This is a genomic window from Streptomyces sp. NPDC037083 (genome assembly GCF_055606485.1).
Window position 1 is genome coordinate 482137 of sequence record NZ_JBVJSQ010000004.1, and the last position, 19593, is coordinate 501729.

General features: G+C 71.1%; 16 protein-coding genes. 5 read left to right on the forward strand and 11 right to left on the reverse strand.

Annotated elements, in window-relative coordinates:
- Positions 1-10 precede the first annotated feature (10 nt).
- The 5 genes from pgi to tkt are packed head-to-tail and all read right to left on the reverse strand — an operon-like array spanning position 11 to position 7384.
- The gene (gene pgi / locus ACZ7DE_RS14240; protein WP_470760861.1) at positions 11-1654 is read right to left on the reverse strand and encodes a glucose-6-phosphate isomerase; all 1644 of its coding nucleotides are present in this window, start codon (positions 1652-1654) and stop codon (positions 11-13) included.
- Complete coding sequence (gene opcA / locus ACZ7DE_RS14245) at positions 1647-2582, reverse strand: glucose-6-phosphate dehydrogenase assembly protein OpcA (protein ID WP_470760863.1); 936 nt, start codon at positions 2580-2582, stop codon at positions 1647-1649. The genes pgi and opcA overlap by 8 nt, the downstream gene beginning before the upstream one ends.
- Positions 2579-4123, reverse strand: a complete 1545-nt coding sequence (zwf, locus tag ACZ7DE_RS14250) for a glucose-6-phosphate dehydrogenase (RefSeq protein WP_470760865.1) — start codon at positions 4121-4123, stop codon at positions 2579-2581. Before zwf ends, opcA begins: the two co-directional genes overlap by 4 nt.
- Complete coding sequence (tal, locus tag ACZ7DE_RS14255; protein WP_470760867.1) at positions 4120-5289, reverse strand: transaldolase; 1170 nt, start codon at positions 5287-5289, stop codon at positions 4120-4122. Before tal ends, zwf begins: the two co-directional genes overlap by 4 nt.
- A 19-nt stretch (positions 5290-5308) precedes the next feature.
- Positions 5309-7384, reverse strand: coding sequence for a transketolase (gene tkt, locus ACZ7DE_RS14260; protein WP_470760869.1), 2076 nt, complete (start codon positions 7382-7384; stop codon positions 5309-5311).
- A 168-nt stretch (positions 7385-7552) separates the two neighbouring features.
- Here tkt and ACZ7DE_RS14265 point away from each other — a divergent pair, with 168 nt between their 5' ends.
- Positions 7553-8467 carry a helix-turn-helix domain-containing protein gene (locus tag ACZ7DE_RS14265; RefSeq protein ID WP_470760870.1) on the forward strand — a complete coding sequence of 305 codons (915 nt, stop codon included), beginning with the start codon at positions 7553-7555 and terminating at the stop codon, positions 8465-8467.
- A gap of 69 nt (positions 8468-8536) precedes the next feature.
- Here ACZ7DE_RS14265 and ACZ7DE_RS14270 read toward each other — a convergent pair whose 3' ends face one another.
- The 4 genes from ACZ7DE_RS14270 to ACZ7DE_RS14285 form a co-directional block, all read right to left on the reverse strand.
- Positions 8537-9931, reverse strand: a complete 1395-nt coding sequence (locus ACZ7DE_RS14270) for a glycoside hydrolase family 16 protein (RefSeq protein WP_470760871.1) — start codon at positions 9929-9931, stop codon at positions 8537-8539.
- Between the two features lie 258 nt (positions 9932-10189).
- Positions 10190-10627 carry a GNAT family N-acetyltransferase gene (locus ACZ7DE_RS14275; protein WP_470760873.1) on the reverse strand — a complete coding sequence of 146 codons (438 nt, stop codon included), beginning with the start codon at positions 10625-10627 and terminating at the stop codon, positions 10190-10192.
- A gap of 50 nt (positions 10628-10677) precedes the next feature.
- Positions 10678-11457, reverse strand: coding sequence for an IclR family transcriptional regulator (locus ACZ7DE_RS14280; protein WP_470760874.1), 780 nt, complete (start codon positions 11455-11457; stop codon positions 10678-10680).
- An 18-nt stretch (positions 11458-11475) separates the two neighbouring features.
- Positions 11476-12018, reverse strand: coding sequence for a MarR family winged helix-turn-helix transcriptional regulator (locus ACZ7DE_RS14285; protein WP_470760875.1), 543 nt, complete (start codon positions 12016-12018; stop codon positions 11476-11478).
- A 116-nt stretch (positions 12019-12134) separates the two neighbouring features.
- Here ACZ7DE_RS14285 and ACZ7DE_RS14290 point away from each other — a divergent pair, with 116 nt between their 5' ends.
- The 4 genes from ACZ7DE_RS14290 to ACZ7DE_RS14305 are packed head-to-tail and all read left to right on the forward strand — an operon-like array spanning position 12135 to position 15938.
- The gene (locus ACZ7DE_RS14290; RefSeq protein ID WP_470760876.1) at positions 12135-13052 is read left to right on the forward strand and encodes an SDR family NAD(P)-dependent oxidoreductase; all 918 of its coding nucleotides are present in this window, start codon (positions 12135-12137) and stop codon (positions 13050-13052) included.
- Positions 13053-13063: 11 nt separating this feature from the next.
- Positions 13064-13939 carry an amidohydrolase family protein gene (locus tag ACZ7DE_RS14295; RefSeq protein WP_470761104.1) on the forward strand — a complete coding sequence of 292 codons (876 nt, stop codon included), beginning with the start codon at positions 13064-13066 and terminating at the stop codon, positions 13937-13939.
- A 12-nt stretch (positions 13940-13951) separates the two neighbouring features.
- Complete coding sequence (locus ACZ7DE_RS14300) at positions 13952-15457, forward strand: acyl-CoA synthetase (protein ID WP_470760877.1); 1506 nt, start codon at positions 13952-13954, stop codon at positions 15455-15457.
- 25 nt (positions 15458-15482) lie between these two features.
- Positions 15483-15938: a MaoC family dehydratase gene (locus ACZ7DE_RS14305; protein WP_470760879.1), complete on the forward strand. Its 456-nt coding sequence runs from the start codon at positions 15483-15485 to the stop codon at positions 15936-15938.
- Positions 15939-16037: 99 nt separating this feature from the next.
- On the opposite strand, the gene ACZ7DE_RS14310 is transcribed toward ACZ7DE_RS14305, so the two are convergent.
- Positions 16038-17708 carry a histidinol-phosphatase gene (locus ACZ7DE_RS14310; RefSeq protein WP_470760881.1) on the reverse strand — a complete coding sequence of 557 codons (1671 nt, stop codon included), beginning with the start codon at positions 17706-17708 and terminating at the stop codon, positions 16038-16040.
- A gap of 20 nt (positions 17709-17728) precedes the next feature.
- The gene (locus ACZ7DE_RS14315; RefSeq protein ID WP_470760883.1) at positions 17729-19582 is read right to left on the reverse strand and encodes a LamG-like jellyroll fold domain-containing protein; all 1854 of its coding nucleotides are present in this window, start codon (positions 19580-19582) and stop codon (positions 17729-17731) included.
- Between the last annotated feature and the right edge of the window lie 11 nt (positions 19583-19593).

Genomic DNA, 19593 nt, shown 5'->3' on the forward strand with positions numbered 1-19593 from the left:
TCATGTCAGTTCACTGCTTCCTGAGTTCGCGGTAGGCGGCGACGAGAGCGGCGGTGGAGGGATCGAGGCCGGGCACCTCGGCGCCCTCGGTGAGGGCGGGTTCGACGCGCTTGGCGAGGACCTTGCCGAGCTCCACGCCCCACTGGTCGAAGGAGTCGATGTCCCAGATCGCGCCCTGGACGAACACCTTGTGCTCGTAGAGGGCGATGAGCTGGCCGAGGACCGACGGGGTCAGCTCGGGGGCGAGGATCGTGGTGGTGGGGCGGTTGCCCTGGAAGGTGCGGTGCGGGACCTGCTCCTCGGGCACGCCCTCCGCCCGGACCTCCTCGGCGGTCTTGCCGAAGGCGAGCGCCTGCCCCTGCGCGAACAGGTTGGCCGTCAACAGGTCGTGCTGCGCCTTGAGTTCGTCGCTCAGCTCGCCGACGGGACGGGCGAAGCCGATCAGGTCGGCCGGGATCAGCTTCGTGCCCTGGTGGATCAACTGGTAGTAGGCGTGCTGGCCGTTGGTTCCCGGGGTGCCCCACACCACCGGCCCGGTCTGCCACTGCACGGGCCGGCCGGAGCGGTCCACCGACTTGCCGTTGGACTCCATGTCGAGCTGCTGGAGATAGGCGGTGAACTTGGACAGGTAGTGGCTGTAGGGCAGCACGGCGTGCGACTGCGCGTCGAAGAAGTTGCCGTACCAGATGCCCAGCAGACCGAGGATCATGGGGGCGTTGGACTCGGCGGGAGCGGTGCGGAAGTGGTCGTCGACGATCCTGAAGCCGTCGAGCAGCTCCCGGAAGCGGTCCGGACCGATGGCGATCATCAGGGACAGACCGATCGCGGAGTCGAAGGAGTAGCGGCCGCCGACCCAGTCCCAGAACTCGAACATGTTGTCCACGTCGATGCCGAAGGCGGTGACCTTCTCGGCGTTCGTGGACAGGGCGACGAAGTGCCTGGCGACGGCCTTCTCGTCGCCGTCCAGACCGTTGAGCAGCCAGGAGCGGGCCGAGGTGGCGTTGGTGATCGTCTCGATCGTGGTGAAGGTCTTGGAGGCGACGACGAACAGCGTCTCGGCCGGGTCCAGGTCCCGTACCGCTTCGTGCAGGTCGGCGCCGTCGACGTTGGACACGAATCGCAGCGTCAGGTCCCGTGCCGTGTAGGCCCGCAGCGCCTCGTACGCCATCGCCGGGCCCAGGTCGGAGCCGCCGATGCCGATGTTGACGACGTTGCGGATGCGGCGGCCGGTGTGACCGGTCCACTCGCCGGAGCGGACGCGCTCGGCGAAGTCGCTCATCCGGTCGAGCACGGCGTGCACGTGGGGGACGACGTTCTCGCCGTCGACCTCGACGGAGGTGCCGGCGGGGGCGCGCAGCGCGGTGTGCAGGACCGCGCGGTCCTCGGTGATGTTGATCTTCTCGCCGCGGAACATGGCGTCGCGCAGCCCGGACACGTCGGTGGCGGCGGCGAGTTCGCGCAGCAGGGCGAGGGTCTCGTCGGTGACCAGGTGCTTGGAGAAGTCGATGCGCAGGTCGCCCACGCGCACCACGTACCGCTGCGCGCGCTGCGGGTCCGTGGCGAACAGGTCGCGCAGGTGCGCCTGCCACTGGGCGCGGTGGTCCACCAGGGCGGCCCATTCGGGCCGCTGGTCGAGCCGGGGGGTGTCAGACATGGGAAGGGGTCTCCTTGGTGGCCTCGCCCCGCAGGGCGACGGCGTACATCTCGTCCGCGTCGAGGCGCCTGAGCTCCTCGGCGATGAGTTCGGAGGTGGTGCGGACCTTCAGGGCCAGGGTGCGCGGGGGCTGGCCCGGCAGGGAGAGCGTGGCCAGCGGGCCCTCGGGGCGGTCGATGACGATGTCGCCGTCCGCGGTGCCCAGGCGCACGGCCGTGACGACCGGTCCGGCGGTGACGACGCGGTCGATCGTGACGTTCAGCCGCGCCTCCAGCCAGCGGGCCAGCAGCTCCGCGGCGGGGTTCTCCGCCTCGGCCTCCACGGCGCCCGCGACGATCGGCACCCGGGCCTGGTCCAGGGCCGCCGCCAGCATCGAGCGCCACGGGGTCAGCCGGGTCCAGGCGAGGTCGGTGTCGCCGGGGGCGTAGGAGCGGACCCGGGCCTCCAGCGTCGCCAGCGGGTTCTCGACGGCGTACAGGTCGGTGATCCTGCGCTGGGCCAGCGCGCCCAGGGGGTCCTTCGCGGGGTTGTCCGGCGCGTCCACCGGCCACCACACGACGACGGGCGCGTCCGGCAGCAGCAGCGGCAGGACGACGGAGTCGGCGTGGTCGGACACCTCGCCGTACGTCCGCAGGATGACCGTCTCGCCGGTGCCCGCGTCGGCGCCCACCCGCACCTCGGCGTCGAGGTGGGAGTTGGTGCGGTCGCGAGGGCTGCGGGCGTGCCGCTTGATGACGACCAGGGTGCGCGAGGGGTGCTCGTGCGAGGCCTCCTCGGCCGCCTTGATCGAGTCGTAGGCGTTCTCCTCGTCCGTGACGATGACCATCGTCAGGACCATGCCCACGGCCGGTGTGCCGATCGCGCGGCGACCCTTCACCAGCGCCTTGTTGATCTTGCTTGCAGTGGTGTCGGTCAGGTCGATCTTCATGGCCTGCGCCAGCTCCGTCCGTCTCGTGCGAGCATCTCGTCGGCTTCCTCGGGTCCCCAGCTGCCCGATGCGTACTGCGCGGGCCTGCCGTGCCGCGCCCAGTACTCCTCGATCGGGTCGAGGATCCTCCAGGACTCTTCCACTTCCTGGTGGCGCGGGAACAGGTTGGCGTCCCCGAGCAGCACGTCCAGGATGAGCCGCTCGTACGCCTCCGGGCTGGACTCGGTGAAGGACTCGCCGTAGGCGAAGTCCATCGTGACGTCCCGGATCTCCATCGACGTGCCCGGCACCTTGGAGCCGAAGCGGACCGTGATGCCCTCGTCCGGCTGGACGCGGATGACGATCGCGTTCTGGCCGAGCTCCTCGGTGGCGGTGGAGTCGAAGGGGGAGTGCGGCGCCCGCTGGAAGACGACCGCGATCTCGGTGACGCGCCGGCCGAGCCGCTTGCCGGTGCGCAGGTAGAACGGCACGCCCGCCCAGCGACGGTTGTCGACGTTCAGTTTCACGGCGGCGAAGGTGTCCGTCGTGGAGGCCGGATCGATGCCCTCCTCCTCCAGATAGCCGGGCACCCTCTCACCGCCCTGCCAGGCGCCCGCGTACTGCGCGCGCACGGTGTGCCGGCCGAGGTCCTCCGGCAGCTTCACCGCCCTGAGCACCTTGAGCTTCTCGGTGAGCAGCGAGGGCGCGTCGAAGGAGGCGGGCTCCTCCATCGCGGTGAGCGCCATCAGCTGCAGAAGGTGGTTCTGGATGACGTCACGGGCCGAGCCGATGCCGTCGTAGTAGCCGGCCCGCCCGCCGATGCCGATGTCCTCGGCCATCGTGATCTGGACGTGGTCGACGTACGACCGGTTCCAGATCGGCTCGAACATCGTGTTGGCGAAGCGCAGCGCCAGGATGTTCTGGACGGTCTCCTTGCCCAGGTAGTGGTCGATGCGGAAGACCTGGTCCGGTTCGAACACGTCGTGCACGACCGCGTTCAGCTCCTGCGCGCTGGCCAGGTCGTGTCCGAACGGCTTCTCGATGACCGCCCGCCGCCAGGCACCCTCCCGCGCCTTCGCCAGCCCGTGCTTCTTGAGCTGTTCGACGACCTTGGGGAAGAACTTCGGCGGCACGGACAGGTAGAAGGCGAAGTTGCCGCCGGTGCCGCGGGAGGAGTCCAGTTCCTCGACGGCGTTCTTGAGCTGCTTGAACGCCGTGTCGTCGTCGAAGTCGCCCGGGACGAACCGCATGCCCTCGGCGAGCTGCTGCCAGACCTCCTCGCGGAACGGGGTCCGGGAGTGCTCGCGCACCGCGTCGTGGACGACCTGCGCGAAGTCCTGGTCCTCCCAGTCGCGACGGGCGAAGCCGACGAGCGAGAAGCCCGGCGGGAGCAGGCCGCGGTTGGCGAGGTCGTAGACGGCCGGCATCAGCTTCTTGCGGGACAGGTCGCCGGTCACACCGAAGATGACGAGACCGGAGGGGCCCGCGATGCGGGGCAGGCGCCGGTCGCGCGGGTCCCGCAGGGGGTTCTCCCAGGCCGCGCCGAGACTGCTGGTGCTCATTCCGCGTCAACTCCCTTGCTGATCAGCGACTTCGTGACCGTGTCCAGAAGGTCCTGCCACGCCACCGCGAACTTGGCGACACCTTCGTCCTCCAACCGGGTGACGACCTCGTCGTAGGAGATGCCGAGCGCCTCGACGGCGGCGAGGTCGGCGCGCGCCCGGGCGTAGCCGCCGGTGACCGTGTCGCCGCTGACGTCGCCGTGGTCGGCGGTGGCGTTCAGCGTGGCCTCGGGCATGGTGTTGACCGTGCCCGGCGCGACGAGGTCGTCCACGTACAGGGTGTCCTTGTACGCGGGATCCTTCACACCGGTGGACGCCCACAGCGGACGCTGCTCGTTCGCCCCCGCCCCGGCCAGCGCCGTCCAGCGCCCGCCGGGCGGTGTCGAGCCGTCGGCGGAGCCGAACACCTCCTCGTAAGCCGCGTAGGCCAGCCGCGCGTTGGCGAGCGCCGCCCGGCCCTTCAGCGCGAGGGCGGTGTCGGTGCCGAGGGCGGTCAGCCGCTTGTCGACCTCGGCGTCGACGCGGGAGACGAAGAAGGACGCCACGGAGTGGATCCGAGCCAGGTCCAGGCCCCTGGCCAGAGCCTTCTCCAGGCCCGCCAGGTAGGCGTCCATGACCTCCCGGTAGCGCTCCAGCGAGAAGATCAGCGTGACGTTGACGCTGATGCCGAGGCCGACCACCTCGGTGATCGCCGGCAGACCGGCCTTCGTCGCCGGAATCTTGATCATGACGTTGGGGCGGTCGACCAGCCAGGCGAGCTGCTTGGCCTCGGCGACGGTGGCGGCCGTGTCATGGGCCAGCCGGGGGTCGACCTCGATGGAGACGCGCCCGTCACGCCCCCCGGTGGCCGCGTACACGGAACGCAGGACGTCGGCCGCGGCGCGCACGTCGGCGGTCGTCATCATCCGTACGGCCTCGTCGACGGTGACGCCCCGCACCGCCAGGTCGGCGAGCTGTTCCTCGTACCCCTCTCCGGAGCCGATGGCGGCCTGGAAGATGGACGGGTTGGTGGTCACGCCGACGACGTTCCTCGTCTCGACGAGCTCGGCGAGGTTGCCGGACCGGATCCGGTCGCGCGACAGGTCGTCCAGCCAGACGGAGACGCCTTCGGCGGACAGGCGTTCGAGGGCTCCCGCGGTCGCGGTCGCTCGGGTCACTTCGATCATCTTCTCTCTTGCGGTCGGATCAACCGCGCGCGGCGGCCAGCGATTCCCTGGCTGCGGCGGCGACGTTCTCGGCGGTGAAGCCGTAGGCGGCGAACAGGGTCCCGGCGTCGGCGGAGGCGCCGAAGTGCTCCAGGGAGACGATGCGTCCGGCGTCGCCCACGAAGCGGTGCCAGGTCAGGCCGATGCCCGCCTCCACGGCCACCCGCGCCCGCACCGACGGTGGCAGCACCCGCTCGCGGTACTCCCGCGGCTGCTCCTCGAACCACTCCACGGACGGCATCGACACCACCCGCGCGCCGATTCCCTCGGCCTCGAGCGCCTCGCGCGCGGCGACGGCGAGCTGCACCTCGGAGCCGGTGGCGATGAGCACGACGTCGGGCACGTCGGACGAGGAGTCCTGGAGCACGTAACCGCCCTTCGCCGCATCGGGGTCGGGCGCGTACGCCGGCACGCCCTGGCGGGTGAGGGCCAGTCCGTGCGGGGCCGGGTGGGTGGCGTGCCGCCTGAGTATCTCGGCCCAGGCGATCGCCGTCTCGTTGGCGTCGGCGGGGCGGACGATGTTCAGGCCCGGGATCGCGCGCAGCGACGCGAGGTGCTCGACGGGCTGGTGGGTGGGGCCGTCCTCGCCGAGTCCGATGGAGTCGTGCGTCCACACGTACGTCACCGGCAGCTGCATCAGCGCCGACATGCGCACGGCGTTGCGCATGTAGTCGGAGAACACCAGGAACGTGCCGCCGTAGACGCGGGTGTTGCCGTGCAGGGCGATGCCGTTCATCTCCGCGGCCATCGAGAACTCGCGGATGCCGAAGTGCACGGTGCGGCCGTACGGGCTCGCCTCGGGCAGCGGGTTGCCCTCGGGCAGGAACGACGACGTCTTGTCGATCGTCGTGTTGTTGGAGCCCGCGAGGTCGGCGGAGCCGCCCCACAGCTCGGGGATGACCGCGCCGAGCGCCTGGAGCACCTTGCCGGACGCGGCGCGCGTGGCGACGGACTTCCCCGGCTCGAACACCGGCAGCGCGTCCTCCCAGCCCTCGGGGAGCCGGCCCGCGACGACCCGGTCGAAGAGCTCGGCCCGCTCGGGGGCCGAGCCGCGCCACGCGTCGAGCTGCTTGTCCCAGGCGGCGTGCGCCTCGGCGCCCCGGTCGAGCGCCGCACGGGTGTGGGCGAGGACGTCGTCGGAGACGTGGAAGGTCTGCTCGGGGTCGAAGCCGAGGACCCGCTTGGTGGCCGCGACCTCGTCCGCGCCGAGGGCGGAGCCGTGGGCGGCCCCGGTGTTCCGCGCGTGGGGCGCGGGCCAGGCGATGATCGTGCGCAGCGAGATGATCGAGGGACGCCCGGTCTCGGCCTGTGCGGCCGTCAGGGCCGCGTACAGGGCCGGGACGTCGACGTCGCCGTCCTCGGTCGGCTCGACGCGCTGGGTGTGCCAGCCGTAGGCCTCGTAACGACCCAGAACGTCCTCGGAGAACGCGGTGGCGGTGTCGCCCTCGATGGAGATGTGGTTGTCGTCGTAGACGAGGACGAGGTTGCCGAGCTTCTGGTGCCCGGCCAGCGAGGAGGCCTCGGCGGAGACGCCCTCCTGGAGGTCGCCGTCGGAGACGATCGCCCAGATCGTGTGGTCGAACGGCGACTCGCCCGCGGGAGCCTCGGGGTCGAACAGGCCGCGCTCGTAGCGGGCGGCCATCGCCATGCCCACGGCGTTGGCGACGCCCTGGCCCAGCGGCCCGGTGGTGGTCTCGACGCCGGCGGTGTGCCCGTACTCGGGGTGCCCGGGCGTCCTGGACCCATGGGTGCGGAAGCTCTTCAGGTCGTCCAGCTCCAGTTCGTAGCCGGAGAGGTAGAGCTGGGTGTAGAGGGTCAGCGAGGTGTGGCCGGGGGACAGGACGAAGCGGTCGCGTCCGGTCCACTCGGGGTCCGCGGGGTCGTGCCGCATCACCTTCTGAAAGATCGTGTACGCGACCGGTGCCAGGCTCATCGCGGTTCCGGGGTGGCCGTTGCCCACCTGCTGCACGGCATCCGCCGCCAGAAGACGGGCTGTGTCGACGGCACGCCGGTCGATGTCGGTCCACTCGAAGCTGTTCGGTGTCTGCGTGCTCATCTTCAAGAAATCCTCGATCGGAGCGGTTGGTGTGCTCTGACGCGTTCAAACTTAAAAGTCTGACTTTTACGGTGGAAGGTCTGTCTGTGTCAGCCTGTGGTGAAAGTGGGACACCCCCGGACGACAGATGAGCGGCACGCAGCGGCAACTGGGCGACACGAGAAGGACATGGCGGACACACCTACCCAAGACGGCGCCGGTGAGGGCATCCGAACCCTTCCTTTCCCCGTCGAGCACAGCGTCGGCGGCGTCGGCATGCAGATCGGCCCCATGGGCGCCGGACGCACCTGGCACACTGATGCCCCGCTGGACCGGGTCCACCGCATCGACTTCCACGTGGTGATGCTGTTCGACGACGGTCCCGTCCACCACATGATCGACTTCGCCGAGCACGAGGCGGCGGCCGGCGACCTGCTGTGGATCCGCCCGGGCCAGGTCCATCGCTTCTCGAAGTCGAGCGAGTACCGCGGAACCGTCCTGACCATGCAGCCGGGTTTCCTGCCGCGCGCCACCGTCGAGGCGGCCGGCCTGTACCGCTACGATCTGCCGCCGCTGCTGCACCCCGACCGGGCGCAATTGGCGGGCCTGCGCGCGGCGCTGACGTATCTGCGCGGGGAGTACGAGGACAGCGCCCGCGCCACCCTGCCCGTGGGTCTGCACACGGCGGTGCTGCGGCACGCCCTGAGCGCGTTCCTGCTGCGGCTGGCGCACCTCGCGACCAGCGGCGTGGAGGCGTCGCGGCGGCAGGCCGACACCACCTTCACGCTCTTCCGCAACGCCGTGGAGCGGGACTTCGCCGCCAATCACAGCGTCAGCGCCTACGCCGACGCCCTCGGCTACTCCCGCCGTACCCTCGTGCGCGCGGTGCGAGCGGCCACCGGCGAGACGCCGAAGGGGTTCATCGACAAGCGGGTCGTCCTCGAGGCCAAGCGGCTGCTGGCCCACACGGACCTGCCGATCGGCCGGATCGGCGCCGCGGTGGGCTTCCCCGATCCGGCGAACTTCTCCAAGTTCTTCCAACTGCACACGGGACTCACCCCGGTGGCCTTCCGCGCGGAGCTGCGCCGAGGCCGGCCGGGGTGAGTCCCGCCGACGTGGGCGCCGGGGCCGCGTGGCCCGTCGCCCGGGGTGGTGTCCTTCCGTCGGGTCCGGTCAGCGGCCGAAGGTGAACCAGTTGACGTTCACGAAGTCCGCCGGCTGGCCGCTGGTGAAGGTCAGATACACGTCGTGGGTGCCGGTGACGGCGCCGATGTTCGCCGGGATCGTCCGCCAGGACTGCCAGCCGCCGGTGCCGGCCACCGAGAAGCTGCCGACGGGCGTGGCGGTACGGCTGTCGAGGCGCACCTCGACCAGTCCGCTGACCCCGCCGGCCGCACCGCTGGCGACCCGTGCGCTGAACTGGGTGGCCGCCGTGGAGCCGAAGTTCACGCCTTTGTAGAGCGCCCAGTCGCCGTTCGCGAGGGAGCCGATGTTCTGGCCGCCGCCGCTGTCGGTCGTGTTCTCGGTGGCCGTGCCCGACTGACCGTCGTAGGACTCGGCCTGGATCGTGCCGTAGGCGTCACGGCTGCCCGACGGCGGGGGAGTAGTGGTACCGCCCCCGCCGCCTCCGGCCTGGAGCACCTGCACGTAGTCGACCACCATCGGGTGACCGGGCTCGGTGGCGCCGTCCAGACCGCCGCCGAACGCGTCCGGGAACGCCCCGCCCATCGCGACGTTCAGGATGACGAAGTAGCCGTGGTTCGTCGCGTTGGTCCACGTCGTGGCGTCGACCTGGTTCGCCGTGACGGTGTGGTAGTTGACGCCGTCGACGAAGAAGCGGATCGCCTCGGGGGTCGCCGAGCGGTCCCACTCCATCGTGTAGGTGTGGAAGCCGGACTGGCAGGTGGTGTTCGGACAGGCGACGGAGTTGCCGATGCCGGTGGTCTCGTTGCACGGGCCGCCCGGGTTGGTGCCGCAGTGCATCGTCGCCCACACCTTGTTCAGGCCCTGGACGTTCTCCATGATGTCCAACTCGCCGACGCCCGGCCAGTTCTGGTAGTTGCCCCGGTAGGGCGCGCCGAGCGCCCAGAACGCGGGCCAGTAGCCCTCGGCCGCGGTGCCGGTCACGTTCGGCATCTGCAGGCGCGCCTCCACCCGCAGCTTGCCGCCGGACGGGGGCTGGAAGTCGGTGCGCCGGGTCTCGATGCGGCCCGAGGTCCAGCGTCCGGCGGAGTCGCGCAGCGGGGTGATGCGCAGGTTGCCGTTGCCGTCGAGCGAGACGTTGCTGGTGCTGTTCGTCATCGTCTCGACCTCGCCGGTGCCCCAGTTGGCCGGCCCGCCGGGATACGAAGTCCCGGTGCTGTACTGCCAGTTGGCGGTGCTGACGCCGGTGCCCGCGGCGCCGGTGAAGTCGTCGAGGAAGACCTGCGTCCAGCCGGACGGCGGGGTGGGCGCGGAGGCGTTCGCGGGCAGGGTGACGGCCGCCGCCGCGGCGGCGGCCAGCCCGAGCGTGCTGAGGACGGCGAGGAGAGCGCGTCGCCTTCTGGGGATGCCGGAGGTTGCACTCATGGGGGCCTCTCGGGTACGGGGTGAGGTGCGCGGGTGGCTTCGAGAGAACTCTGAGAGCGCTCTCAAAGTGGGCCCAATGTGCTCTCCGTCCCAGGGGCCGTCAAGACTTAAAGCAAGGAAAGTCCTTTCACCGCACGGAAGTTCACGGCTTGAACCGCCCAAACCCGCCAAAGCGCGCTGCGCGCCCTCCCTCTGCGACTCCTGTGACGAAGGGCCGAGCGGCCCCCGGCCGGCCCGTCGGGCGCCACCGCGGGCGTCCTACGTGAGCGGGTGGTCGTAACGGATGAAGCCGTTGAAGGACGCCACCCTGTCGTACAGGGCACGGGCGGTGGCGTTGCCCTCCTGGGTGGTCCAGTACAGGCGGGCGGCGCCCCTCGCGCGCGCCGCCTCGGCGACCCGTTCGATCAGCGCCCGGGCCACGCCGCGGCCGCGCGCCGCCTCGTCGACGTAGAGGTCCTGGAGGTAGCAGCTGTCCGCCGTCCATGCCGTGGCGTGGAACAGGTAGTGCGCGATGCCCACCAGTTCACCGTCCGCCCGGGCGGCCACGGCGTGCACCTCGCCGCCGTCGTTCAGGCGTCGCCACATCCGCTCGTACCCCTCGTCGGGCACGTCCGTGCGGTAGAAGCTCTTGTAGCCGCGCGCCAGTTCTTCCCAGGCGGCGCGATCCGACGGGCCCAGTGAACCGATCTCGATCATATGGGCATTCTCGTCGGCGGTGCCCGGTTCGCCGACCCCGGGCGGCCGGCTCACTCGCGCCGGTCCTCGGGCCGCCAGCCCAGCGCCCGTGAGATCCCGCGGGCCGCGAGCCGTACCGCCGGCGCCAGCACCGGGATCCGGGCGTCGGCGTGCGGGACGACGACCGACACGGCGGCCACCACCGGGCCGCCCGGACCGCGCACCGGCGCGGCCACCGACAGGGCGTCGTCGGTCACCTGACGGCTGCTCACCGCCACGCCCGTGCGCCGCACTTCGGCGAGCACCCGGCGCAACCGGACCGGATCGGTGAGGGTGTGCGAGGTGTAGGCGGCCAACGGCTGTGCGCAGTACGTCTCCTGCAGCTCGGACGGGCAATGGGCCAGCAGTGCGAGTCCCACGCCGGTGACGTGCAGGGGCCAGCGGGCTCCCACCCGGATGTGCACGCCGACCGCCGAACGCCCGGACAGCCACTCGGTGTAGACGACCTCGGACCCGTCCCGCACCGCCAACTGCACGTTCTCGTGCGTGGCCTCGTACAGGTCCTCCAGATAGGGCAGCGCCACCTGACGCAGGGCCAGGCCGCGCGGCGCCAGCGCCGCGACCTCCCACAGCCGCAGCCCCACGTGGTACGTCCCGGACGGGTCCCGCTCCAGGGCGCCCCACTCGGTCAGCGCGCCCACCAGCCGGTGCGCGGTGGTGAGGGTCAGCCCCGCGCGACGGCTGATGTCGCTCAGGGTCAGCGCGGCATGCGCGTGGTCGAACGCGGCCAGCACCGAGAGCAGCCGGTCGGGCGCGGAGCGGGAGTGCGCGGCGAGGTCGGCCCGGTCCATCAGGTTCTCCTCACGGCGTCAGGCCAGTCCGTCCTCGGCGATCCGCCGCAGCAGCGTGTGCAGCGTCTCGCGTTCGGCCGGACCGAGGGGGTTCAGCAGCTCGTTCGTCACCCGCAGACCGGCCTCGTCGGTGCCGCGCAGGAAGGCACGGCCTTCCTCGGTGAGGACGACGATCCGGCTGCGACGGTCGTCCGGGGCGGGCCGGCGCTCGGCGAAGCCCAGCTTCTCCAGGTCGTCGACCAGGCCGACGATCGCGCTGGGGTCGTAGCCGAGCCGTGCGCTGAGCTCGCGCTGGAGCGCCCCCTCGCAGGTGGCGAGGAAGCGCAGCACCGCGTAGTGGCGCAGCCGCAGACCCGACTCCTGGAGGAACGTGTTGAACAACTGACCCGAGCGCAGTCCCAGGCGGTAGAGCAGATACCCCGCGTCCGCGTGCAGCCCGCGCATCCACGGCTCGTCCGCGTCGATGGGGGCGGCGTTCACTGCGTTGTCCTGGCGGGCGATGGCGGGCTCCCTGGGATCGGTCCCCCTTCCGGGGGTGTTTCGACGTACAGATTCCAGCATGGCGCACCCGCAGGTCCACAACAACTATTGACGACAACAATTATTGCTCTTAGCTTCGATTACCACGCCACACTCCAGGCGACGCGAAGTCGCACCCCATGTGAAGGGACACCGTCGTGCCCAGCATCGATCTCACCGGCAAGGTCGCCGTCGTCACCGGCAGCGGCCGGGGCCTCGGCCTCGCCTACGCTCACGCCCTGGTCGCCCACGGCGCCGCCGTGGTCGTCAACGACGTCGACGAGGCGGTCGCCGAGCAGGCCGTGAAGTCCCTGGTCGAGGCCGGCGGCCGGGCCGTCGCCGAGGTGGTCCCGGTCGGCACCGCCGAGGCCGCCGAGCGGCTGGTCGACCGCGCGGTCCAGGAGTTCGGACGGCTCGACGTCCTGGTCACCAACGCGGGCATCCTGCGCGACAAGGTGCTGTGGAAGATGACCGACGACGACTTCGACGCGGTGATCACCACCCACCTCAAGGGCACCTTCACCTGCGCCCGCGCCGCCGCCGTACGGATGCGCGAGCAGGGCGAGGGCGGCACGCTGATCCTCGTCGGCTCGCCGGCCGGCCAGCGCGGCAACTTCGGCCAGACGAACTACGCGGCCGCCAAGGCCGGCATCGCCGCGTTCGCCCGCACCTGGTCCATGGAGCTGGGCCGCGCGGGCATCACCGTCAACGCGATCGTCCCGGTGGCCGCCACCGCCATGACCGAGACGATCCCCGCGTTCGCCCCGTACGTCGAGGCGCTGAAGAACGGCGAGCCGTTCCCGGACTTCCTGCGCAAGGGCGAGGGTTTCGGCACCCCCGAGGACTGCGCGGCCCTCGTGCCCTTCCTGGCCTCCGAGGCCGCCCGGGGCATCACCGGCCAGGCCATCGGCATCGGCGGCGACAAGGTGGCACTCTGGTCGCATCCGCAGGAGATCCGCGCGGCCTACGCCGACGGCGGCTGGACCCCGGACACCCTCGCCGACGTCTTCCCCGCCTCGGTCGGCGCCGAACTCCAGACGGTCGGCATTCCGGCCCCCAAGTTCCCGGAGGCGTGATGAGCACCGCCATCGACGTGGACGCGCTGGTCGCCATCGACGTCCACACCCATGCGGAGGTGTCCTCCAAGGGGCACTCCTCGCTGGACGACGACCTGCACGACGCCTCCTCCGCCTACTTCAAGGTCGAGGGCAAGCGGAAGCCCACCCTGGAGGAGACGGCCCGCTACTACCGCGAGCGGAACATGGCCGCCGTGATCTTCACGGTGGACGCCGAGTCCGCCACCGGCACGGCGCCGGTGCCCAACGAGGAGGTCGCCGAGGCCGCCGCCGCCAACGCCGACGTCCTCATCCCCTTCGCCTCCATCGACCCCTTCCGGGGGAAGGCGGGCGTGAAGCAGGCCCGGCGCCTGGTCGAGGAGTACGGGGTGAAGGGCTTCAAGTTCCACCCCAGCGTGCAGGGCTTCTTCCCCAACGACCGCGCGGTGGCGTACGCCCTGTACGAGGTGATCGAGGAGACGGGGACCATCGCCCTGTTCCACACCGGCCAGACGGGCATCGGCGCCGGAGTCCCGGGCGGCGGCGGGATCCGGCTGAAGTACTCCAACCCGCTGCACGTGGACGACGTCGCCGCCGACTTCCCGCACCTCAAGATCATCTTGGCGCACCCGTCGTTCCCCTGGCAGGACGAGGCCCTCGCGGTCGCCACCCACAAGCCGGGCGTGCACATCGACCTGTCCGGCTGGTCGCCGAAGTACTTCCCCCCGCAGCTCGTGCAGTACGCCAACACACTGCTCAAGGACAAGGTCCTCTTCGGCTCCGACTTCCCCGTCCTCACCCCCGACCGCTGGCTCGCCGACTTCGACAAGCTGACGATCAAGGACGAGGTGAAGCCGAAGATCCTCAAGGAGAACGCCGCCCGTCTGCTCGGGCTGACCACACCGTAAGGGGCGTGGAAGATGCGCAACGAGGGACTGGGGTCATGGCCCGCCCGCCGGGCCCGCAAGACCCCGCACCGCACCGCCCTGGTGCACGGTGAACAGTCGACGGACTACCGCACGCTCCACACGCGCACCACACGCCTGGCCCACGCCCTGCGCGCCCGGGGCGTGCGGCGCGGCGACCGCATCGCGTTCCTCGGCCCGAACCACCCCGCCTACCTGGAGACCCTGTTCGCCGCAGGCACCCTCGGCGCGGTCTTCGTGCCCCTGAACACCCGGCTGGCCGGCCCCGAGATCGCCTACCAGCTCGCCGACTCCGGCGCCAAGGCCCTCGTCTACGGCCCCACGCACGCAGGCCTGGTCGCCGGACTGCCCGGGAACACCGACGTCCGCATCTACCTCGAGGTCGGCCCCGAGTACGAGGAGGCGCTCGCCCCGGCCTCCGAGGAGCCGATCGACACACCGGTCACCCCTGACGACACCTGCATCATCATGTACACCTCGGGGACCACGGGCCGTCCCAAGGGAGCCATGCTCACGCACGGCAACATCACCTGGAACGCGATCAACGTCCTGGTCGACACCGACCTGATCGCCGACGAGCGCGCCCTGGTCTCCGCGCCGTTGTTCCACACGGCCGGCCTGAACATGCTGACGCTCCCGGTGCTCCTCAAGGGCGGCTGCTGCGTCCTGGTCGAGGCGTTCGACCCGGACACCACCTTCGACCTGATCGCGCGGCACCGGATCACCTTCATGTTCGGGGTGCCGACGATGTTCGAGCAGGTGGCCCGGCACCCGCGCTGGGCGGCGGCCGACCTGTCGTCCCTGCGGATCCTGACCTGCGGCGGCTCCCCGGTCTCCACGCCGCTGATCGCCGCCTACCAGGAACGCGGGCTCACCTTCCTGCAGGGCTACGGCATGACCGAGGCCGCCCCCGGCACGCTGTTCCTGGACGCCGAGCACGCGGTCAGCAAGGCGGGCTCGGCCGGCGTGCCGCACTTCTTCAGCGACGTACGGGTCCTGCGGCCCGACCTCACCCCGGTCGACGTCGGCGAGACCGGCGAGGTCGTCGTGCACGGACCGCACGTCATGCCCGGCTACTGGGGACTGCCCGAGGAGACGGCCGCCTCCTTCGCCGACGGCTGGTTCCGCAGCGGGGACGCGGCCCGGGTCGACGAAGACGGTTACGTCCACATCGTCGACCGCATCAAGGACATGATCATCTCCGGTGGGGAGAACATCTACCCGGCCGAGATCGAGGACCTGCTCCTGACCCATCCCGACATCGTCGAGTGCGCGGTCATCGGCGTGCCGGACGACAAGTGGGGCGAGGTGCCGCGCGCCGTCGTCGTGCCCCGCGAGGGCGCCTCGCTCGACCCCGACGAGGTGCTGGCCTCGCTGGCCGGGCGGCTCGCCAAATACAAGATCCCCAAGTCGGCGGTGGTCGCGGACGAACTTCCGCGCACCGCCTCCGGAAAGCTGCTGAAATCCCGGGTGCGCTCCCGGTTCGGCTCCGACTCCTGAACAACTCCCCCGTGAGGAACGGCATATGAGCATCACCGTCAACGGCCTCGACGAACTGAAGAAGCTGGCCGGCAGCGACCTGGGCACCAGTGAGTGGATCGAGGTCACCCAGGAGCGCATCGACACGTTCGCCGACGCCACCGGCGACCACCAGTGGATCCACGTGGACCCCGAGCGGGCCAAGGAAGGGCCCTTCGGCGCTCCCATCGCCCACGGGTATCTCACGCTCTCCCTCTTCATCCCGCTGTTCACCGAGCTGCTGGACGTGCAGGGCGTCACCACGAAGGTCAACTACGGCCTGAACAAGGTCCGTTTCCCCTCGCCGGTCAAGGTCGGCTCCCGGATCCGCCTGGTCGGCAAGCTGACCGAGGTCGAGGACGTGCCGGGCGGGGTGCAGATCACCGTCGACGGGGCGATCGAGATCGAGGGCGGCGCCAAGCCCGCCGCTGTGCTGCAGAGTCTGTCGCGCTTCTACGCGTAGGGCTCCGCCGGCCGGACGGAGCCGGCGCCTGCGAGGTGGGCAACCGCGCGACCGATGCGTTCGGCCGCGCGGCTTTCCGCGTCCCCTTCTCCGGGCGATTCAGCCGACGACGTCCACGAAGATCGGGTTGGAGTAGAACCAGGTGTCGGCCCACGGGTCGCCGTTGCCCGGCTCGTGCGGGACCGGGCCGTGCGGGTCGACCGACGCACCCAGGTACCCGGCTCCGTTCCGGTTGCCGTCGCTGCCCCGAAGGCGGACGTAGAACGACTCGTCGCCCACCCCGAGGGGGACGCGCAGGGTGAACGTCCCCGTGCGGCCGCTCACGTCCGTCGTGCGGACGACCCTCGTGTCGGGCGCCCGCCACGCGTCGCGGTCGGACACCGCGCCGCGCACCGCGCCCCGGATCACGTCCACATGCGCCAACTCCGGCAGGATCCCGTGGGGGTTGGGCCGGGAGGCGGTCGTTACGGTGATGTCCAGGGTGAGCTTCTCGCCCCGGCGGACCCGCAGCCTGCCGCCGAGCGTGACGCCCCGCCCGCCGCCGTGCTCCCGCCGCAGCCGGACCTCGAGCCCGTCGAGCAGATGCCCGTGGTCGAGCCACACGCGGCCCTCGCGCAGCCCCGTCATCACCGCCCGGTAGCCGTACCGGGTGACGCCCACGTGGGTGCGGCTGAACTGACCGGGCCAGAAGTCGCTGCCCGGCTGGGGGGTGTCGGTGTTCACCGGGTCCGGCAGCCTGCCGGTGCTGTCGAAGTTCTGCCCGGCCGGCCAGTCGCCGTTCTTCCAGGTGTCGAAGACGGTCCGGTGGTTGTCGGAGTTGGTGGTGACGGAGAACAGTCGGCCCTCGGCCAGCATCGAGTCCCACAGACCGCCGACGGTGGCGGTCGCCCAGTCGAAGCCGCCGTACGTGAGATAGGCGTCCGCCGGATAGCCCGCCCAGGACTGCGCCGACGGCTTGTTCTCGTACTCGCCGCGGATCGAGGTGCTCCCTCGCCAGCCGGGGATCGCCGCGCCCTGGGCGCCGGGCGCGCCCTCCATGCCGACCATGATCTCGGGCGCCGCGTCGCGCCAGTTGCGCATCTCGTGCGGCGAGTCGATGCCGAGGCGAAGGGGATGGTTGGCGAGGACCAGGACGTCGTCGACGTAACCGGTGCGGCGCTGCTCAGCCAGCCACTTGAGGGCCTTGACGGCATGGGCCTCGTTGCGGGCGGTGTCGGCCGCGCCGGCGGCGCCCTCGGTGTAGCCCAGGAGCTTCCCGTCGTAGGCGAGCTCGAACCGCGTGAGCAGGTCCACCTCGTGCGGACCGGGCGCGGCGAACACCGTGCAGTGCTCGGCGGCCGGGATGTACCACTCCAGGCCCTGGAAGATCAGCTGGCGCGGGTTCTCCGCCCGTGCCTCGAGGATCTCCTCGTGCTCCAGCGCGGCGCCGTAGCGGGCGTGCCCGAAGTTGGAGTGCTCGTTGAACACCATCCAGTCCAGGCCGTACCGGGCGGCGGCCCGCGCCTGCTGGGAGAACGTGTACTTCGCGTCGTGGCTGTACACGGAGTGCACGTGGTGGTCGCCGACGAGGTAGGCAAGGCACGGGTCCTCACCGCCGGGGCCCCGGCCGCCGGTGGCCGCGACGGCCGGGGCGGCCGTCCCGCCCAGCGCGAACGCCGCGCCGAACAGACCGGCGCGACGCAGGAGTTGACGTCTCGACACGCCCTGGGCGTCGAGGTCGGCGGGGGAGACCGCCGGATCGGCCCAGACGGGCAGCTGCTGCTCGGTCATGATGTTCCTCGCGAAGGGAGTCAGTGGTTCATGAAGGACGTCACGGGCAGCGCCCGTGCGACGATGCGGACGTCGCCGAGGCGCCCGTGCAGGATCTGGTCGATCCGTCCTCCGTACTCGTAGCCGCCGAGCAGCCACGGCAGCCCGACGGAGGCGATGCCGACGGCCGCCGCCTTCGGGTTGCGCACGACGGGGCAGCCCTCCACGAACAGCGTGCTGTGCCCGCCGTCGTTGACGACCGCGACGTGCCACCAGGTCTCCAGCGGGGTCTCCTGGCCCCAGTTGGTGGCGATGCCCTCCTGGTTCAGCGGGCGCACCGCCCACTGCGGCTCCCGGTCGTCGGACAGGGAGAGGGTGGCGAGCGGCTCGTCGGGGTCGTCGCCGGTCCGGCCCGCGGCCCCGCCCGTGCCCGTCCGGCCGACCAGGCCCGACCAGGCGTGGTGCGCGGGGTCCCAGTCGGCGGGGAGCCGGTAGAACGCCTCGATGGTGTAACCGCTCCTGAACGTCGCCGCATTGAGCGGAGCGCCGTCGACCGTACGCAGGTAGGCGCCCCTCAACGGGGACTTGAAGCCCTGGAACTCCAGGCTGCCGTGCCCGGGCTGGTCGGGGTGGTGGTCGGACGACCAGGTCAGGGCGCCCCCGCCGACCGTGACGAGAGTGAGATCGTTGCCGTGCCCGGACAGGTCGCGCACGGCGCCGGACACGGTCGTGCCGTCGGCGTGCCCGTCGAAGCGCCAGTACGCGACCGTGCCGGGGACGACGACCTTCGCGGCGGGGCGGGCGGGACGCGCGGGCGTCGGGTCGAATCCGGCGAAGCGGGTCGTGAAGTCGATGTCGACCGAGAACCGGTCGGCGTCCCCGCTCAGTTCGATCTCCTGCCGCTCCAGCTCGTTGAGCCCCTTCGCGGCCCGGCCGAGGATCCACGGGGAGACCGTCTCCACGTCGATGACGTTGCGGTCGAGGTCGAAGCGGTAGAGGCGGATCATCGCCGCACCGCCGAAGTACCGGTTCTGATAGTTCGTCAGGTGAAGGTGGACGTCGTGCCCGGCCGCGTTCCTGCGCGTCGCCCGGCCCGCGGGCCAGTAGTGGCCGTTGAGCGTGAGGAAGATCTGGTCGTGCTCCTCGATCAGCCGGTCCCACAGCTGCTGCCCGTAGGCCGACAGGGAGTCGTCCGCCGCGACCAGCTCGTGCGTGGTCAGCACGACGGGCGTCCTCGGATGCCGGGCCAGGACGTCGGCGGCCCAGGCGTGGCCCTGGTCCGACAGCCGCCAGTCCAGTGCCAGCACCATCCACTCCCGCCCGGCCGCCCGGAACAGATGGAAGGTGTTGTAGCCGTCGGGGGAGGCCCCGGCGAAGGTGGGCTTCCCCCGGAAGCGCCGCGGACCGAAGGCGTCCAGGTACGGGCTCGCGCCGCGCTGGTCGGTCGTCGAGGACTTCACGTCGTGGTTGCCCGCCAGGACGCTGTAGCCGACCCCGCTCCGGTCGAGCAGCCCGAACGCCTCGCCGATCGCGCCGACTTCGTCCTTCGTCCCGTTCTGGGTGAGGTCGCCCAGATGGGACAGGAACACGATGTTCTCGTCCCTGCCGTGCTCGAGCAGGTAGCGCAGCGACGCCTCGACGGGAGCCCTGTCGATGCTCGGGCCGTCGAAGAGGTACTGCGTGTCCGGCATGACGGCGAGTGTGAAGCGTCGGCTGTCGGGGTCGGGGCGCCACCTGGCGGACGCCGCCTCGCCGGTGGCCCCCTCCGCGGTGGCCGGCAGCGCGAGGCCGGCCGTGGCGGCGGCGCCGAGCAGCGCGGTGGCCCGCAGGAATCCGCGTCGTGCGGCGCCGGCCTGCGCGGCCTCGCCCTGATCGTGGGCATGCGAAGTACACACGTGTGCTCCGT

Excerpts from the sequence above, each read along its gene's own strand:
- pgi (WP_470760861.1), bottom strand. The coding sequence starts at position 1,654 with ATGTCTGACACCCCCCGGCTCGACCAGCGGCCCGAATGGGCCGCCCTG.
- tal (WP_470760867.1), bottom strand. The coding sequence starts at position 5,289 with ATGATCGAAGTGACCCGAGCGACCGCGACCGCGGGAGCCCTCGAACGC.
- tkt (WP_470760869.1), bottom strand. The coding sequence starts at position 7,384 with ATGAGCACGCAGACACCGAACAGCTTCGAGTGGACCGACATCGACCGG.
- ACZ7DE_RS14280 (WP_470760874.1), bottom strand. The coding sequence starts at position 11,457 with ATGGACCGGGCCGACCTCGCCGCGCACTCCCGCTCCGCGCCCGACCGG.
- ACZ7DE_RS14310 (WP_470760881.1), bottom strand. The coding sequence starts at position 17,708 with ATGACCGAGCAGCAGCTGCCCGTCTGGGCCGATCCGGCGGTCTCCCCC.
- ACZ7DE_RS14270 (WP_470760871.1), bottom strand. The coding sequence starts at position 9,931 with ATGAGTGCAACCTCCGGCATCCCCAGAAGGCGACGCGCTCTCCTCGCC.
- ACZ7DE_RS14300 (WP_470760877.1), top strand. The coding sequence starts at position 13,952 with ATGCGCAACGAGGGACTGGGGTCATGGCCCGCCCGCCGGGCCCGCAAG.
- ACZ7DE_RS14275 (WP_470760873.1), bottom strand. The coding sequence starts at position 10,627 with ATGATCGAGATCGGTTCACTGGGCCCGTCGGATCGCGCCGCCTGGGAA.
- ACZ7DE_RS14265 (WP_470760870.1), top strand. The coding sequence starts at position 7,553 with ATGGCGGACACACCTACCCAAGACGGCGCCGGTGAGGGCATCCGAACC.
- zwf (WP_470760865.1), bottom strand. The coding sequence starts at position 4,123 with ATGAGCACCAGCAGTCTCGGCGCGGCCTGGGAGAACCCCCTGCGGGAC.
- opcA (WP_470760863.1), bottom strand. The coding sequence starts at position 2,582 with ATGAAGATCGACCTGACCGACACCACTGCAAGCAAGATCAACAAGGCG.
- ACZ7DE_RS14305 (WP_470760879.1), top strand. The coding sequence starts at position 15,483 with ATGAGCATCACCGTCAACGGCCTCGACGAACTGAAGAAGCTGGCCGGC.
- ACZ7DE_RS14285 (WP_470760875.1), bottom strand. The coding sequence starts at position 12,018 with ATGCTGGAATCTGTACGTCGAAACACCCCCGGAAGGGGGACCGATCCC.